The sequence below is a fragment of the Prevotella sp. 20925_1_30 genome (assembly GCF_041433025.1).
Taxonomy (GTDB): domain Bacteria; phylum Bacteroidota; class Bacteroidia; order Bacteroidales; family Bacteroidaceae; genus Prevotella; species Prevotella vespertina.
This window is the reverse complement of the sequence record NZ_JAPWAR010000010.1, coordinates 1-17,640: the sequence shown is the minus strand read 5'-3', so window position 1 is coordinate 17,640 and position 17,640 is coordinate 1. Positions and strand designations below refer to the sequence as shown.

Annotated in this window: 10 protein-coding genes; 6 read left to right on the top strand and 4 right to left on the bottom strand. The window is 42.9% G+C overall.

Going from position 1 to position 17,640, the window contains the following annotated elements; translation table 11 throughout:
- Positions 1 to 90 precede the first annotated feature (90 nt).
- The 5 genes from glmS to O3603_RS06005 all read left to right on the top strand — a co-directional run bounded on the left by glmS (position 91) and on the right by O3603_RS06005 (position 9,017).
- The gene (gene glmS, locus O3603_RS06025; RefSeq protein WP_155715293.1) at positions 91 to 1,938 is read left to right on the top strand and encodes a glutamine--fructose-6-phosphate transaminase (isomerizing); all 1,848 of its coding nucleotides are present in this window, start codon (positions 91 to 93) and stop codon (positions 1,936 to 1,938) included.
- Positions 1,939 to 2,077: 139 nt separating this feature from the next.
- Entirely contained in the window at positions 2,078 to 3,979 is a 1,902-nt protein-coding gene (locus O3603_RS06020; RefSeq protein ID WP_371521489.1) for an amidophosphoribosyltransferase, read from the top strand.
- A 141-nt stretch (positions 3,980 to 4,120) separates the two neighbouring features.
- Positions 4,121 to 5,197 (top strand): glutamine-hydrolyzing carbamoyl-phosphate synthase small subunit, encoded by a 1,077-nt coding sequence (gene carA, locus O3603_RS06015; RefSeq protein WP_009435042.1) that lies wholly within the window; start codon positions 4,121 to 4,123, stop codon positions 5,195 to 5,197.
- The gene (carB, locus tag O3603_RS06010; RefSeq protein ID WP_155715296.1) at positions 5,197 to 8,421 is read left to right on the top strand and encodes a carbamoyl-phosphate synthase (glutamine-hydrolyzing) large subunit; all 3,225 of its coding nucleotides are present in this window, start codon (positions 5,197 to 5,199) and stop codon (positions 8,419 to 8,421) included. The genes carA and carB overlap by 1 nt, the downstream gene beginning before the upstream one ends.
- Before the next feature lie 11 nt (positions 8,422 to 8,432).
- Positions 8,433 to 9,017: a hypothetical protein gene (locus O3603_RS06005; protein WP_371521487.1), complete on the top strand. Its 585-nt coding sequence runs from the start codon at positions 8,433 to 8,435 to the stop codon at positions 9,015 to 9,017.
- A 260-nt stretch (positions 9,018 to 9,277) separates the two neighbouring features.
- On the opposite strand, the gene O3603_RS06000 is transcribed toward O3603_RS06005, so the two are convergent.
- The 3 genes from O3603_RS06000 to O3603_RS05990 all read right to left on the bottom strand — a co-directional run bounded on the left by O3603_RS06000 (position 9,278) and on the right by O3603_RS05990 (position 14,178).
- Entirely contained in the window at positions 9,278 to 9,883 is a 606-nt protein-coding gene (locus O3603_RS06000) for a DUF4738 domain-containing protein (protein WP_371521485.1), read from the bottom strand.
- 280 nt (positions 9,884 to 10,163) lie between these two features.
- Complete coding sequence (locus tag O3603_RS05995) at positions 10,164 to 12,299, bottom strand: DUF3857 domain-containing protein (protein WP_371521483.1); 2,136 nt, start codon at positions 12,297 to 12,299, stop codon at positions 10,164 to 10,166.
- Between the two features lie 52 nt (positions 12,300 to 12,351).
- Positions 12,352 to 14,178 (bottom strand): transglutaminase family protein, encoded by a 1,827-nt coding sequence (locus O3603_RS05990; protein WP_371521481.1) that lies wholly within the window; start codon positions 14,176 to 14,178, stop codon positions 12,352 to 12,354.
- Positions 14,179 to 14,389: 211 nt separating this feature from the next.
- Here O3603_RS05990 and O3603_RS05985 point away from each other — a divergent pair, with 211 nt between their 5' ends.
- A complete protein-coding gene (locus O3603_RS05985; RefSeq protein WP_371521479.1) occupies positions 14,390 to 15,928 on the top strand; it encodes a sulfatase in 1,539 nt (512 codons plus the stop codon).
- 95 nt (positions 15,929 to 16,023) lie between these two features.
- Here the strand turns inward: O3603_RS05985 and O3603_RS05980 are convergent.
- A partial coding sequence (locus O3603_RS05980; protein ID WP_371521477.1) for a phosphoethanolamine transferase occupies positions 16,024 to 17,640 on the bottom strand: 1,617 nt, incomplete at its 5' end.

Sequence of the window (17,640 nt, the reverse complement as noted above, 5' to 3'; positions counted from 1 at the left end):
ATATCTTGCCTAGCCTAGAACAGAGCTAGATGATAGGAAGCGGGTGTAAGGGTGTTCTCATTTGTTATAAAAGGAAAGGGTTAAGGTAAAATGTGTGGTATTGTAGGATATATTGGGACAAAGCGTGAGGCTTACCCCATACTGATTAAAGGCTTGAAACGCCTTGAATATAGAGGATACGACAGCGCAGGCGTGGCACTGATAGACGATAATGGCAACTTAGATGTCTATAAAACAAAAGGAAAAGTGGCTGACTTAGAGGAGTATTGTACTGATAAGAACGTCACTGGAAACATTGGGATTGCTCACACACGTTGGGCAACTCATGGTGAGCCATCATCTATAAATGCGCATCCACACTATTCGCAGTCAAAGAATTTGGCAATTATTCATAATGGTATTATCGAGAATTATGCAGAAATAAAGCATAATTTGATAGAGAAAGGAATACAATTTCAGTCGGATACAGACACTGAAGTGTTGGTTCAACTGATTGATTATATACAGACAAAGAAGGACATTAGTCTCCTAGAGGCAGTACAGTTGGCTTTACATCAAGTAATTGGTGCATACGCCATAGCCCTCTTGGATAAGCGTAACCCTGATACCATCATTGCTGCAAGAAAGCAGAGTCCACTTGTAGTAGGCATTGGTGATGGTGAATTCTTCCTCGGCTCGGATGCTAGTCCGATAATCGAATATACTGATAAAGTTGTCTACCTTGATGATGGAAACATTGCAGTAATGAAGTTAGGAGAGGAGTTGAAGGTCGTAAATATCCTCAATGAAGAGCTATCTCCAGAGGTTCGTACGGTTGATATCAACCTTGGACAGATTGAGAAGGGAGGCTACGACCACTTCATGCTCAAGGAGATCTTTGAACAACCAGAGTGTTTGACAAACTGCATGAGAGGTAGAATTAACGTGGAGCACGACAATGTTACCTTGAGTGCAATGATTGATTACCGCAGCAAACTACTCAATGCTAAGCGCATCATTATCGTTGCTTGCGGTACAAGTTGGCATGCTGGACTTATCGGTAAACAGATGATTGAAACCTTCTGTAGGATTCCTGTAGAGGTTGAATATGCTAGTGAGTTCCGCTATCGTAACCCGGTTGTAAGTGATAGCGACGTTGTCATAGCCATTTCACAGAGTGGAGAAACAGCCGATACACTTGCAGCTGTAGAGTTAGCAAAGTCTAGAGGTGCTTTTATCTATGGCATTTGTAATGCCATCGGGTCTAGTATCCCGCGTGCAACTGATACAGGAACTTACATCCACGTAGGCCCTGAAATCGGTGTTGCTTCTACAAAGGCTTTCACTGGACAGGTCACTGTCTTAACGATGTTTGCACTAGCTTTAGCAAATGCCAAAGGTACTATTAAACACGAAGAATACGTGCGTACGGTTAAAGAATTGGCAGAAATTCCTAATATGATAAGGGATGTGTTGAAGGTAAATAACCAAATTGCAGATATGGCACGCACCTTCACTTATGCACGAAACTTCCTCTACTTGGGACGTGGATTTAGTTACCCAGTAGCTTTGGAAGGTGCATTAAAATTAAAGGAGATTTCTTACATTCATGCAGAAGGCTATCCCGCAGCAGAGATGAAACATGGTCCTATTGCCTTGATAGATTCTGATATGCCTGTAGTAGCTATCGCAACGCAGAACGGGATGTACGAGAAAGTACGTAGCAACATACAAGAGATAAAAGCAAGACAAGGTCGGGTTATAGCCTTAGTAACTAAAGGTGACACGACAATCTCTCATATTGCAGATGCCGTAATAGAGCTTCCTGATTGCATGGAATGTCTAGAACCATTGGTTGCAACAATCCCATTACAGCTTTTGGCATACCATATTGCAGTTTGCAAAGGCAAGGATGTGGATCAACCACGTAATCTGGCTAAGTCTGTTACAGTAGAGTAATAGTCTCAGAAATCACCATCATCTAGGATACTCAATAGGGTATCCAAAATGACGGGGAATGCTTATAAGCTGGTAACAAAAACACAAACAAGATTAGTAAACATCGGTAATTGTAAAAGACAGACAATACATCTTATAAATGGAAAAGAACATTCATGAAGATTGCGGAGTAGCAATGATTAGGTTGCTAAAGCCGTTAGAGTATTATCAGGAGAAGTATGGAACCTGGATGTACGGGTTAAATAAACTCTATCTTATGATGGAGAAGCAGCATAACCGTGGTCAGGAAGGGGCTGGATTATCTGCTGTGAAACTCTCATCCGAGCCTGGTAACGAGTATATGTTCCGTGAGCGAGCAGAGGGAAAGAATGCTGTTACAGAGATATTTGCTGATGTACACAAGCATTATAAAGGCTTATCACAGGAACAATTGTCTGATGTTTCTTTTGCAAAAACTAGTCTTCCCTTTGCGGGAGAGCTTTATATGGGCCACCTCCGGTACTCAACTACTGGCAAGAGTGGTCTTTCTTATGTCCATCCCTTCCTACGTCGCAACAACTGGAAGGCAAAGAATCTATGTATGTGTGGCAACTTCAATATGACAAATATTGAGGATATATTTGAGAAACTGACTGACCAAGGGCAATGCCCACGCATCTATAGCGATACTTACCTTCTATTAGAATTCATGGGACACAGGCTTGATCGTGAAGTTGAACGCAACTTTGTGAAAGCGCAGGAACTTGGACTTACGAAACGAGACATCACTGAGTATATTGAAGATAACATACAAATAAGTAATGTTCTCAAGACTACCATGGAACATTTCGATGGTGGTTACGTTATCTGCGGACAAACAGGTTCAGGCGAGATGTTCTCTATTCGAGATCCATGGGCTATACGTCCTGCATTCTATTATAAGAACGATGAGATTGTAGTAGTTGCTAGTGAACGCCCCGTCTTACAGACAACCTTCGACCTAGAATGTGAAGACATACAAGAGTTAAGACCGGGTCAAGCCTTAATAGTTAACAAACGGGGAGAAGCAAGCCTACAGCAGATACTTGAGCCAAAGACTTATTCGGCCTGTTCGTTTGAGCGTATTTACTTTTCTCGTGGATCGGATAGAGACATCTATAAAGAGCGTGAGAAACTAGGTCAACAATTGACAGAACGCGTCTTAGAAGCAGTCAATTATGATACAACTCACACGGTTTTATCATTTATTCCTAACACTGCAGAAGTAGCGTTCTATGGGTTAACTCATGGCTTTAAAGAATGGATTGACAAACGAAAAGTTGAGCAAATAACAGCCTTGGGGAGCAACCCTTCAGAAGAAGATATACATCAGATTCTAAAGCAAGGAATACGTGCTGAGAAGGTAGCATGGAAGGATATCAAGCTAAGAACATTTATCACTGAGGGTAATTCACGCAATGACCTCGCCTCTCATGTCTATGATATAACGTATGAGAGTATCGAACCCTACAAGGACAACTTAGTAATCATAGACGATTCTATTGTTCGAGGGACAACTCTCAAGGAAAGCATTCTTCACATCTTAGATCGTCTACATCCGAAGAAGATTGTCATTGTTTCCAGTGCACCACAGATACGCTTTCCCGACTATTACGGCATTGACATGCCACGTCCAGAAGAGTTCTGTGTATTCCGTGCGACCATTGAGTTAATACGTGAACGGAATATGGAGAATCTTCTACATGAGGTTTATGAAGCCTGTAAGAAAGAGGTTGCCAAACCTAAAGGAGAACATCTCTATAATTCAGTAAAGGCCATTTATAAGCCTTTCACCATAGAAGAAATCAATCAAAAGATTGTAGAGATACTTCGACCGCAGGGCATGACGACGCCAGTCGAACTTGTTTTCCAAAGCATTGAAGGTCTACATAATGCTATTCCGAACCATCCTGGTGACTGGTATTTTACGGGTGATTACCCTACTCCAGGTGGTATGAGACTGGTCAACCAGAACTTCATCAATTATTATGAACATGAACACCTCAAGCATAACATGAGCTAATCTCTATAGATAAGGACGTACGGCTTGTGCGCTCAAGACATTTCTCTTGAATTAACCGCACAAACTATACGTCCTTTTTCCAGTGTTAGAACATTAACAAGAAATACATAAAAACAATCAACTCAACAATACTAAGTAATAATGAGGAACGTAACTTTAGTCCTGAGTGACGGAACAAAATTCCATGGCAAGTCGTTTGGATACGATGCACCAGTTGCTGGTGAGGTAGTATTCAACACGGCCATGATGGGTTATCCAGAGAGCCTTACAGACCCTTCCTATGCTGGTCAACTTCTGACCATGACCTTTCCTTTAGTAGGAAACTATGGTGTGCCTCCATTCTCTATAGAGGCAAATGGCATCCCAACATTCATGGAGAGCGACAAGATTTATGCGTCTGCTATCATCGTATCAGACTACACAGAACAGTATTCCCATTGGAATGCTGTAGAGAGCCTAGGCGATTGGTTGAAGCGTGAACATGTACCTGGTATCACCAACATTGATACTCGTGAGTTAACCAAAGTACTGCGTGAACATGGCGTGATGATGGGTAAGATTCTCTTTGACGATGAGCCTGATAACATCCCAGAAGCTAATTATGAAGGTGTTAACTTCGTTGATCTCGTTTCCACAAAAGAGATTATTCGATACAATGAAGGCGCAGGCAAGAAGGTTATACTTGTAGACTGCGGTGTGAAAGCAAACATCATTCGTTCACTTATTAATAGAGGAGTAGAGGTTATCCGAGTACCTTGGAACTATGACTACACATCGATGGATTATGATGGACTCTTCCTAGCGAATGGACCTGGAGACCCCGATATGTGCGTTGATGCTGTTAATGTAATTCGCAAACAGATGAGCATGAGTAAGAAACCTATCTGCGGTATTTGCATGGGTAACCAACTATTATCAAAGGCAGCGGGAGCAACTATCTATAAGTTGAAATATGGTCATCGTGGACACAATCAACCAGTACGCATGGTTGGTACTAATAAGTGTTATATCACCTCCCAGAACCATGGTTACGCCGTAGATGCGTCTACTCTTGATAAAGACTGGAAAGAACTTTTCGTCAACATGAATGATGGTAGTAATGAAGGTATCTGTCATGTTGAGAATCCATGGTTTACTTCTCAGTTCCATCCAGAGGCTTGCTCTGGTCCTGTTGATACATACTTTATGTTTGACAAATTCGTAGAAACACTAAGATAATGAAAGACGATTCAATTAAAAAAGTACTGCTTCTCGGATCGGGAGCATTGAAGATAGGTGAGGCAGGAGAGTTCGATTACTCTGGTTCACAAGCATTAAAAGCATTACGAGAAGAAGGTGTTTCTACCGTTCTCATCAATCCGAACATCGCTACAGTGCAAACTTCTGAAGGCGTAGCAGACCAGATCTATTTCCTTCCAGTACAACCATATTTCGTAGAGAGAGTGATTGAGAAGGAGCGTCCTGATGGCATTCTCTTGTCGTTCGGTGGACAAACTGCATTGAATTGTGGTGTAGAGTTAGAACGAACAGGCGTACTAAAGAAATATAATGTACGAGTTCTTGGTACCCCAGTTGCGGCTATCATGAATACAGAAGACCGTGAACTCTTTGTTGAAAGACTTGATGAAATCGATGTAAAGACCATTAAGAGTGAGGCTTGTGAGGATATTGTTCAGGCACGTAAAGCGGCTAAGACGCTTGGTTATCCTGTCATTGTGCGTGCTGCCTACGCACTCGGCGGACTTGGCAGTGGCTTTGCTGACAATGAAGAAGAGCTAAACACTCTATGTGAGAAAGCCTTTTCTTTCTCTCCTCAAGTACTTGTTGAGAAGAGTCTCAAGGGCTGGAAAGAAATCGAATATGAGGTTGTTCGTGACCAATATGACAACTGTATCACAGTTTGTAACATGGAGAATTTCGACCCACTAGGCATCCACACGGGTGAATCTATCGTAATTGCTCCATCACAGACATTGACGAATAGCGAGTATCACAAGCTCCGCGCATTATCAATAAAGATTGTTCGTCACATCGGCATCATCGGTGAATGTAACGTACAATACGCCTTCGACCCACAGAGCGAGGATTATCGTGTCATCGAGGTAAACGCCCGTTTGTCTCGTTCGTCAGCTCTCGCAAGTAAGGCAACAGGCTATCCTTTGGCTTTCGTGGCGGCTAAATTAGGTATGGGCTATGGTCTCTTTGAATTGAAGAACTCTGTTACAAAGACTACATCAGCCTTCTTTGAGCCTGCACTCGACTATGTTGTCTGCAAGATACCACGCTGGGATTTGAGCAAATTCCGTGGTGTCGACAAGGAGTTGGGGTCAAGTATGAAGTCCGTCGGAGAGGTTATGGCGATTGGACGTAACTTTGAGGAGGCTATCCAGAAGGGCTTACGAATGATAGGACAAGGCATGCACGGCTTTGTTGAAAACAAGGAGTTACAGATTGAAGACATAGATGCTGCATTGCGCGAACCTACTGACAAGCGTGTATTCATCATCTCAAAAGCTATGCACAAGGGCTATACTGTTGATCAAATACACGACTTGACAAAGATTGACAAGTGGTTCTTGAATAAGTTAAAGCATATCATTGACATTGACGAAGAGCTGAAACGCAAGAATATCAATACGCTTGATAAAGAGTTATTGCGTGAGGCTAAGGTCTACGGATTCACTGACTTCCAGATAGCACGTGCTGTCAATCTAGAGGAGGAATGCCCTAATATGCACAAAGCAATGATGCTTGTGAGAAGATTGCGTAAGGGTTTTGGCATCCTTCCTGTCGTCAAGCAGATAGACACACTAGCAGCCGAATATCCTGCACAAACCAATTATTTATATGTAACCTACGCTGGTGTTGGTTCGGACATCACGTTCTCCAACGATCGTAAGTCGGTTGTTGTATTAGGTTCGGGAGCCTATCGTATCGGTAGTTCTGTAGAGTTTGATTGGTGCGGTGTACAGGCATTGAACACCATTAGAAGACAAGGGTATCGATCTATCATGATCAATTATAACCCTGAGACAGTATCGACAGACTATGACATGTGTGATCGTCTTTACTTTGACGAATTGACCTTCGAACGTGTCATGGACATCATTGATGCCGAGACTCCTCATGGTGTCATCGTATCAACAGGTGGTCAGATTCCTAACAACTTAGCCATGTATCTCGATGAAGAGAACGTACCAATTCTAGGTACAGCAGCTAAGGACATTGATAACGCAGAAGACCGTGCTAAGTTCTCGTCTATGCTTACTGAGAACGGAATTAACCAACCAGAATGGAGCGCACTAACGAGTATGGAGGATATAGACAGGTTCGTTGACCGTGTCGGATTCCCTGTTCTTGTCCGCCCATCTTACGTTCTTTCAGGTGCAGCCATGAATGTTTGTTCTAATAAGGATGAGTTAACTCGATTCCTCCAGTTGGCTGCTAACGTTAGTGAAGACCATCCTGTAGTAGTTAGTAAGTTTATCGAGAACGCAAAGGAGATCGAGATGGATGCTGTTGCAAAGGATGGAGAAATCATGGCATATGCCATCTCTGAGCACATAGAGTTTGCTGGTGTACACTCTGGAGACGCAACTATTCAGTTCCCACCACAGAAGCTTTACGTCGAAACAGTGCGTCGAATCAAACGCATTAGCCGCCAGATTGCAAAGAAGCTACACATCAATGGGCCATTCAACATTCAGTATATGGCACGCGACAATGACATCCTTGTCATCGAATGTAACCTTCGCGCGAGTCGCTCATTCCCATTTGTTAGTAAGGTTCTAAAGCTCAACTTCATCGATCTAGCTACTAAGATCATGCTCGGTGTACCTGTTGAAAAGCCTAACAAAAACCTCTTTGACCTTGATTACGTGGGCATTAAGGCTTCTCAATTCTCGTTCAATCGATTGCAGAAAGCCGACCCTGTGCTCGGTGTTGACATGAGTTCAACGGGTGAAGTGGGCTGTCTTGGTGACGATTCTGCCACTGCTTTACTGAAGAGTATGCTATCTGTCGGACAGAGAATACCGAAGAAGACCATCCTTCTCTCTACTGGAGGTGCAAAGCAGAAAGCCGAGATGTTGGATGCAGCAAAGACTTTGAAGCAACATGGATATGAGCTCTTTGCAACCGTAGGAACGTCTAAGTACCTCACAGAGAATGGTATTGAGAACACACTTGTGTATATGCCATCTGACAAGGAACATTCTCCTCAGGCCTTGGACTTGCTACATGAGAAGAAAATTGACATGGTTGTTAATATGCCAAAGGACTTGACTCCACGCGAGCTAACCAATGGGTATAAGATTAGACGTGCCGCCATCGATCTCAACATACCATTGATTACGAACAGCCGATTGGCAAGTGCGTTCATCAATGCCTTCTGTAATGTCTCGCTCGACGACATCGACATCAAGGCATGGGGTGAGTATTAGAATCAATCATCATGAGATTACAATCCATGATGCTGTTACCAGTCGCCTTTCTGACGCTGGTAACAGCAACAACTCTTACGTCCTGCACCTCGTGCTCATCGCGTGGTGTGGGACATTATGATACTACACTCGTTGATACCATGGTGGCTGTTAACCTCGATAGTACTAAGGGTGACAATGGTTCTTATGTATCAGCATGGGTCTACTTAAACGATTCGTCGCTAGCAACAATACAAAGTGCTCCTAACAAAAAATCGCAGATTACAAGCTCTAACCACATGTTTATCCGTGTGAGAAAGGTTGGACGTCTAGGTTTGGAAGCCTGTATGATTCTTGGAGATGGCGAACAGTTCGCTGGGAATAGTTTTGATAGTTCTAATTATGTAAGGGTCTATGCGCAGGGAGATGAGGTCGGACGATTCACTTACAAACCAGGTGTTAGTAAGCAGACAGACTCTGCTTTCGTTCAAAATCCCGTCGCTTTCGTTGATTGTTTACGCAAGTATCGCTCATTAAAGATTGAGGCAAGCACCTTTACCAGTGGTTCTTTGGTTTATTCCTTCGATGCTATTGAGGCTTTAAAGGGCAAGAAGTAGTTAATAAAAGAGGACAGGATGCAAGATTAGAACTCCACCTCTTAGTTTTTAAAAAACATCTAACACTATTCAAGAAGGGCGTTTCTTCACATCGAAGAGACGCCCTTCTCATAATGAAGGAACGCCCTCTTCAAATGAAGGAGGGCGTTCCTTTCGTTTCACAAATTATATTGTTAGCTTAGAAACAAATTGTTCGTTGATTGTCGTTAAGTATTCTTTTGAGATTTAAATTATGGAGTTTGATTTGGAAAAAAGCCCCTTTACACCCCTTCCTCTTCGGACAGCTCTTCTTCAGTCTTTGGTTTCTCTGCTTTCTCCTGATCGCTACTTGTATCTAACTCAGTGGCATTTGTGATACGAATATGGCACGACTTATCAATAGAAAAGTTCATTGGTACATATTCATCACTATTAGGGTCAGGAGAACCAACGCTCACTCCAAAGCGTAAAACATCGCCTTCTACATGGTCAAACATAAATCCGACAAGCGAACCATGCTCTCCGTAATCATTGTTTGTGAACTCTTTAAAGTCGTTCTTTGTGAATGTTCTATCATAGAAAGTGGTACCATCAGGACGCTTGATAGTCAGTTGCACCTTATTGTCATAATACTTCCTTCCATCTTCATCCTCCGACAACTCAAGGTCTTTATCAGCATATCGCCGGATAGTAATGGTATATATTCCCCCTACCCACTCGACCTTCTTTTCATATTTAAAGTCGGATAGGCTCTTTGGACCAGTTGGTACTTTCGGACGCGGAGCAATCTTTGTTATGATGTCATTCGACTTCTTTTCCTTCTTACATGCAGCCACACTACAAAGGGCGAGGGCTACAATCAGAATGGTAATTAGGTTCTTTGCCATAATAAATGTGTAATTAGATAGTACAAAAGTACACAATTTCTTTGAATGTAGCAAGTGTTCCCTTTCAAAGTTCATACAATGGGGGAAAGCCCTCCTAAGGACTTCCTAAAGGAAAGGTTATACCTAATTATTTATTATTGAGGTACAAAAAGGCGGACAGATGAGGATATCTGTCCGCCTTATCAATATATCTTTCCCCCCAAATAAACCAGCTTTTAGTAAGAACTTCTTCCCTTTTAGAAAGACAGGAAAGTGTCTGCTGTTAGGGTAAAGAGGGTTTTTACAACTTCTTCAACACAACTTGAAGGCTATTGAAATCGTATGCCTTATCGAGAGCAGATAACACATCCGACCACTGAGAGGCAGGAACACGATATTGCTTATATACCTTTTCGAAAGTAATTAAGAGTTTACCATCCTCGACAGAAGCCTTAGAAGTAAAGGAAATAGCACTATTATCTACATTAGAATTGAGTTTCTGCAAGCTTTCCGGAGATACTTCATAGCCGCTAGGAATGGCTAGGCGCACCGTAACAGAGTAAGTTCTAGGGTAAGGATAGATGATATCTACATTGCGCTGACGCTCTGCTCCCTCTATATGAGCTTGTTGTCCGACTAGCTGACCGACGGAGATTACAAGATTGCGACCAGCTTTCTTGACCAGACCATCCATCTGGTAATCCACAAGATAAGTAAAGGGTTTATTCTTCTCACCGCATGAGAGCACCTTAGTGTCATTCACTTTCACTGCTGCATGGTCATGATATGCCTTTATCTCATCGTTGAAGTTATCTGCAATAGACTTCTTGTCTTGCTCCGCGCGTTCTGCTGCTCGCTGGTCAGCAACGCTTGCTCCCTTGTCATAAAGCTGTGCAAACTTTGTTACACCATAGTCAGCACCCCATGCTTGAGCCATCTGCTCGGCTGAAGTATAGTCCATGATGTTACCTTCCTTGTCGCATCCTGTGGTGGCATCTTGGCGTTTGATGTTGAGTAAGATACCATCAACTGTAGCATCAACATCTACTTTCTCAGTGTTATCCTTCGCCTGGCTGCCAGGGATAGTCACGTTTCTAAAGGGTCCATTTTGGAACTTCTTCTTCGCATCAGTAGCCACAGCCTCTCGGTTCTGATAGATAGAAGGAATGGTGTTAGCCGTTGTGCCATATCGAGTACTTACTGGGAAGTAACACTGACCATTACTCAACATGAAGCCATAGGTTACGTTCCAGATGTTCGCCAACTGCCCAATAGGTTCGGTCATACAATCAGTTACCAACACACGTGAGTATGGTACTTTGAGCTTATCAAGTAGGAATGAGAATACAGAACCAAAGTTCCTATATGAGAAGTAAGGCTTATCATGCACCAAGGTATTCAACATGGCGAAGTTGTAGATATAGTTTGCTCTCTCTGTTGGATCGCTGATTTTCTTCGCTTCATCAATCACTTTGTTAAACATCTTATAGAATGACCACTTGCTAGTAGTCACATCCCAAAGTGTCCAAGCGTCCTCTTGAATGACCTTCGCATCGGGGTTTGCCTGCAAACCTTTGACCTTCATACTCTTTGGAATATACTCCAATGCTACCTTCGCATTGATGAATAACATTGTGTAAGGGGTCTGCGCCAATGGATTATAAGCGTAGTCAGGCATGGTCTTATCGATGTTTTTCTCACGAACATCTAGAACAATATCATCTTTATCTGCACCTTGCTTGAAGTCAGGAGCACCATTCATTGTGCGGTACTGAGTACATAAGTCCTTATCAATAGAGCAATGAATTTGATAGTCAAGGATGGGATATTGACTACCAAAGAAGAATGTTATTGGATCAATATTCTCCTCTCTTAACTTGTCATAGTTATAGTAGAAGTAGTCAATCATATCGCCTACTTGCAGATTAGGAACAGCAAGTTTTGCATATTTCTCTTCTCCTTTCTTACCTTCGTTATTGTCTTGATAATCCTTTTCTTCCACTTCCTTAATGGTACCATTGGGCTTAATAACACGCACACCGAGCACTGTTCTGCGGTCATTACGCCATAGTCCATTATTGAGAGAATAGTCGTATGTGCGGAACTCAAACGTGGAGAACTTATCCAAAGCAGCCTTATCATTAATCTTAACAAGGTTTCGGATGAGGTGAGTACCCGTACATTGCTTCACATTACCAAGGCTAAGAGCACTGAAGTGGTTGCTATAGTCGACTCCAACCTCTTCATATCTCGCCAAGACAACAGCCGACTCTTTATTATACTTTGTCGGTACTGTGCGGTTGTTGAATTGTGGTAGATCCTTCTTCCAAACCTCCGCTTTCACTTCACGTGCAAACTTTTGATAGTCCTCATCATTGAATGCCATCATAGGAAGAGTTATGATGGTGAGGAGGAGCAATGTGATTAGCTTTTTCATAACTATATGTATTGAAAATAATTAATAACAATTAGAACGAATGAAGAAAGGGCTATTTCCGCTTCAAGACAACTTGCTCGTTACAAGCATCCGTCCACTTCCTTAGCGCATCATTCCATTGTGGTATGTTCTTTAAAGGGATTTGTCTGTGGTTAATTTGCATCTTTTGATGGAAAGTAATGACATTCCCGTTTTGTACAAATCGGCATGTGAGCGTACCCTCTGGAGTATTGAAAGTAGCTGAAGAAGGTAAGTAATCAACACGATAACCAGCTGGAATGGTTAGCACAGCCTGCCTAACAACGTTGCATCGAACAGGCAAATAATAGTCGTGTGTGCGCTGAACAGTATCAATGCGGGCATCGAAAAGATTGTTATGAGGGTTCATCTCAATATATAACTCGCCATCAGCCTGTTGCACCGCAGGCTTATTAACCACCTTACCAGTAAACTTTCCCCATTCGTGGCGAGGGTCGTCATCCACCCACTTCACGTCAGATACCATCATATTATGCGCATCTGAGTTAAGGTTGTTAGCAAGTAAATCATCGTTATGTTTGCTCCCGACATTGTCAGAAACCGACATAAACCATTCCTTCATATCGCCTCGAGTCATATAGGTAGCCGTTCCCACAAGAGCATCTCCTTGTAGTTGATAATTGTAAGAGAGGCTATCAATGGACTCATCAGGCTTCCTGACGGGTACAATCTCAAGTCTTGGGCGGTCGCCGTTGGCTATCATTGCTTGTGAACCTTGTATTCCTTGCGGTGTATAAGTGTATGGGATGTGCTTGCAAGTAGCATCAACAAAGTAAGTCTTACCTTTATATAAGAGCGTACAAATCACGTGGTCAGCCCCAGCGAGAGTAGGAACATCACTCATCTTAAAGGGTATCTCCTCCGTTCCTATATCTGTCCAACGAGCATCGAAACCCTGTGCTTTAAGTAAGGTAGTAAGCAATAACGCCATACCCTTACAATCACCATAACGTTTACGGAGCACCTCGGCAGGTGTATCTGGGCGATGCCCAGCTATTCCGGCTTCGTAGGCTATGTATCTAATGTTGTCCTGCACCCATCGATAAGTATTGCTTATGCGGTCTTCGGGAGTCTTACTTGTCTTGTTAATCTCGGCTAAGAGTGACTGAAGATTAGGTATATTACAATCCACGTCAGCCATTTTCATCGACCAGCTGTACAATGCGTTGACATCAGCAAAGGGACCGATGATCAAAAGATAAGGATAGACACTTGAAGAAGGAGGCATTTGCGCATCCTCTTTCATGCGATTGCAGTTGGTCATAGTATAGCGATAAACCTCATCCGTAGGCGTTGACTCATGCGCTACCTGTATATTATAGCCCTCAAAGTTCATCTCTTTAAGCCTATAACCAGCCAATTTCTTCGGAATAGTGATGGTCAGTGTCTTGTGCTGAATGAAGTATTCTTCGAGCAAATAAACACGTGTGAAATACTTAATATCCTTAAAGGTGCGCTCGAAGGAAGCACTGCTTGTTTTGCCTTTCTTAGTTATCTCACCTTGAAGGGTGCATGCCTTCGTATCGTCATAGAACACATTTTCAGGCGTAACATTCGTATATTGCTTCTGACCATGCCCCGAGATATTATCCAAAGAGATAAATTCTCCATAGAAGACAGTGGTTTCTGGCATTACTTTCGTCACTGAATTAGATAGATAAGTGACTTTCTCTGTGTTCTTAACAATAGGTTTATCACCATCAAAAGTCAATGTGTATTGTTCGTCACATTGCGAGATAAGAATCTTATCGTCCCATTGTTGTGCCTGAGCATAAGCCGTACAGCACGTGAAAAGAAGTACTGTAACCAGCGAACGGATTGTTTTTAAATAGCTTACCATCTGAAGTTTAAATAGATAGAAATCGTTATATAGCCTGTCGGCAATGACTTGAAAATGTGGAATAAAGCCCACATGCAAAGATAGACAATTATTCTGAATGAGGCATAAAAGTCTTATGTTTTTTTAATAACATCGCTGAATTATATGGTTGTTACCTACTTTCTTTTTAACTTTGTAGCGTAACTAAGAACCCAAGCTATAATTATCAACAATGAAGAATACCTATCTCTTCCATTTCACGAGACGCCCTTCTCCCCTGTACGTAACGGCTTCGTTGATGTCAATAGGGGCTCTCCTTCCAGCTAATGCACAACAAGTAAAGTCGCAGCCTAATATTATCTTCTTTATGGTTGACGATATGGGATGGCAGGATACGTCCCTTCCTTTTGCCGATTCGATTACTGCTAATAATCGAAAGTACGACACCCCGAACATGGAAAGACTTGCTGCAGAGGGGATGATGTTCACAGATGCGTACGCAACACCTATCAGTTCGCCCTCAAGATGTAGCTTGATGACTGGTATGAATATGGCACGGCATCGGGTAACGAATTGGACTTTGCATCGCGACCAGATGACAGACGGGAAGCGAGAGGGGGTCACGCTACCTGATTGGAATTACAATGGTATTGCGCAGAGTGGTAATGTGGGGCATACAGCAAAGGCGATTTCCTTTGTACAACTACTAAAGAATGCGGGCTATCACACCATACATTGTGGGAAAGCACACTGGGGAGCGATTGATACTCCAGGTGAGAATCCCTGTCACTTTGGCTTCGATACAAACATAACTGGTACTGCTGCTGGAGGCTTAGCAACCTATCTAAGTGAGCGTAACTATGGCTTTACTAAGGATGGAAAGCCCACATCTCCCTTCGCAATACCTGGTTTGGAACGTTATTGGGGGACTGGCATCTTTGCGACTGAAGCCCTTACACGGGAGGCAATAGCGGCTTTGGAGAAGGCGAAAAAGTATGACCAGCCGTTCTATCTATATATGTCTCATTATGCCGTACACGTTCCCATCGACCGAGATATGCGTTTCTATCCCACCTATCGTGCACGTGGACTATCAGAGAAGGAGGCTGCCTACGCTTCGTTGATTGCTGGAATGGATAAAAGTTTGGGCGACCTCATGGACTGGGTGGCGCAGGCTGGACTCAAGCGAGAGACTATTATCATCTTTATGAGCGATAACGGGGGACTCGCCTCATCGTCCTATTGGAGAGACGGGGAGCTTTACACACAGAATGCACCACTCAAGAGCGGTAAAGGGTCACTATATGAAGGAGGGATAAGAGTGCCTTTCATTGTGAAATGGAACCACGTAGTAAAGCCCAACTCACGTTCGCATACACCAATAATCATCGAGGACCTTTACCCTACCCTGCTCTCTATGGCGGGAATCAAGCACTATCGTGTGCCACAGACTATTGATGGGAAAGATATTACACCGATACTTCGTGGTAGACAACAGGGCTTTGAGAAACGTCAACTGGTGTGGAACTACCCTAATATATGGGATGGTGAAGGACTGGGCATCAGCCTCAACTGCGCTATTCGTGAGGGAAAGTGGAAACTAATCTATTCGTATCTTACAGGGAATAAGGAGCTTTACAACCTCTCAACCGACCTCTCCGAAAAGCATGACTTAGCCCCTTCGCATCCTCAACTCGTTGCTCGTCTCTATCGTCATCTCACGTCTCGTTTGCGTAAGATGAAGGCACAGCAACCGATTGTTAAGTTATAAAATCAAGTGTATGGAATTAGGCGTTACACCAATGCAAGCGATGGGCTTTCACGTGAACTATCATTCCGTCGCACTTTGATACGCACTAATGAAGGCTATTGGTGTAACGCTTTATCGTAATCAATACTATTCAGTACGAGGCGAGGACGTTTATTGTTGAAACGTGGAGAGATGACATTCCTTTCTGCCTTGTACTCTTTAGTACTTATTCCAGCCAAATACAGCAATAGATGTGGTAGGTCGTCAGTCATGAACCTATTATGCCTTGCCTTCATAATCTCTATGAATATCTTGTGATGTCTCTGCCTATATGCAGGCGAACACCATATCCAGAAAGGTATTTCAAACTCCTCATGATACTTCTTAGCATCAATGTTCTCTACTTCAGTGAGCCTACCAGCCATATCCACATCCTTGCCATAACAATCCTCTCCGTGGTCGGATAGATAGACAACAACAGCCTCCTTATTGCGGAATCGTTCGACGATCTTACTCAAAACAAAGTCATTATAAAGCGTCGCATTATCATAGTCTGCAATCGTCTGTTTCGCATGATCTGACAGGTTCGAACGTGTGTAATCCTTTATACTAAACCTCTTCATACCGCTTTTACAACGTGATGAGTACTGGAAATGCTGTCCTAGTAGATGAAAGATGATTAATTGTGGTTTCCCTTTATTGATACGCTCATCGTAATCGTTTAATAGCTCATCGTCATAGTCGTGGATACTTGTATTCCTGTAATCAAACATCTGCTTGTTGAGTTGTGGATGATTTAAGAAGAAGCCACCGACGAGGTTATTCGTCCAATCAGGCGTATAATTGATTCCATACGGGAATTGGTTAGACAGGAAGCTAACATGATAGCCTGCTTTCTTGAAGGCTACAGGGAAGAGAGGACAGTTACTCCAATCCTCTTTCTCACCCACTGATTGCAATGAGAAAATCTGCTTGAATACTCTACTGGTTAGATTCCATGGCGAAACGACATCGGTGAATACTGCCAAAGAGTCATTACCTTCCATGAGTGCAAGCTGACGGGGCGTTGTAGGCAAACGATAACCATATAACTGCGAATGGTGTCGGTTCGCACTTTCGCCTATAATGAGAACAATGGTTGGAGACGTAAAGTTACAGGAATCCACCGCCAGTCTTTCATTAGCCACGATGACTCCTTCCACTTGATTCGCTATCAAATGATTGAAATAAAGTCCATAAATAACACGTTCAACAGGGTGGTAAAGATGGGCAAAACCATTATTCACAGCTATTTCAAGCCCCGACAGATTCCTAACAGTGTATAGTTGTACCTTATCATAGACGCTTAAACAAGTCCCGACAACAAGTGTGAGTAATAAAGCAGAGGCGATAAGGGGTTGCTTAAGATAAGCGGTTGGGAAGCTCATCCTCCTTATCGCCATAACAGTATGGCTGAGGGCAAGAAGGAAGATGACTGTCGCCAGCGAAAACAGAAGTCCTGGTTGAAGATATTGCGAGAAGAACTCGGAGGCTTCCCTACCAGTTGTCTCCTGCGCTAAAAGGAGCATCGTCGGTGTAAGCGGTGTATTGAACAAGCTCTTACAGCAGGCATCTATTATCGCAATCACATAAATGAGACTGCTCAATATAACCTCCAACCCTTGGCGTAATATACGTGGACAAAGGCTCAATAAAAGGCAAACAATATACACATCAGCTATCAACTCTATGTA

What these genes read in the sequence shown, in the direction of transcription:
- glmS (WP_155715293.1), top strand. Translation starts at nt 91, where the DNA reads ATGTGTGGTATTGTAGGATATATTGGGACAAAGCGTGAGGCTTACCCC.
- O3603_RS06020 (WP_371521489.1), top strand. Translation starts at nt 2,078, where the DNA reads ATGGAAAAGAACATTCATGAAGATTGCGGAGTAGCAATGATTAGGTTG.
- carA (WP_009435042.1), top strand. Translation starts at nt 4,121, where the DNA reads ATGAGGAACGTAACTTTAGTCCTGAGTGACGGAACAAAATTCCATGGC.
- carB (WP_155715296.1), top strand. Translation starts at nt 5,197, where the DNA reads ATGAAAGACGATTCAATTAAAAAAGTACTGCTTCTCGGATCGGGAGCA.
- O3603_RS06005 (WP_371521487.1), top strand. Translation starts at nt 8,433, where the DNA reads ATGAGATTACAATCCATGATGCTGTTACCAGTCGCCTTTCTGACGCTG.
- O3603_RS06000 (WP_371521485.1), bottom strand. Translation starts at nt 9,883, where the DNA reads ATGGCAAAGAACCTAATTACCATTCTGATTGTAGCCCTCGCCCTTTGT.
- O3603_RS05995 (WP_371521483.1), bottom strand. Translation starts at nt 12,299, where the DNA reads ATGAAAAAGCTAATCACATTGCTCCTCCTCACCATCATAACTCTTCCT.
- O3603_RS05990 (WP_371521481.1), bottom strand. Translation starts at nt 14,178, where the DNA reads ATGGTAAGCTATTTAAAAACAATCCGTTCGCTGGTTACAGTACTTCTT.
- O3603_RS05985 (WP_371521479.1), top strand. Translation starts at nt 14,390, where the DNA reads ATGAAGAATACCTATCTCTTCCATTTCACGAGACGCCCTTCTCCCCTG.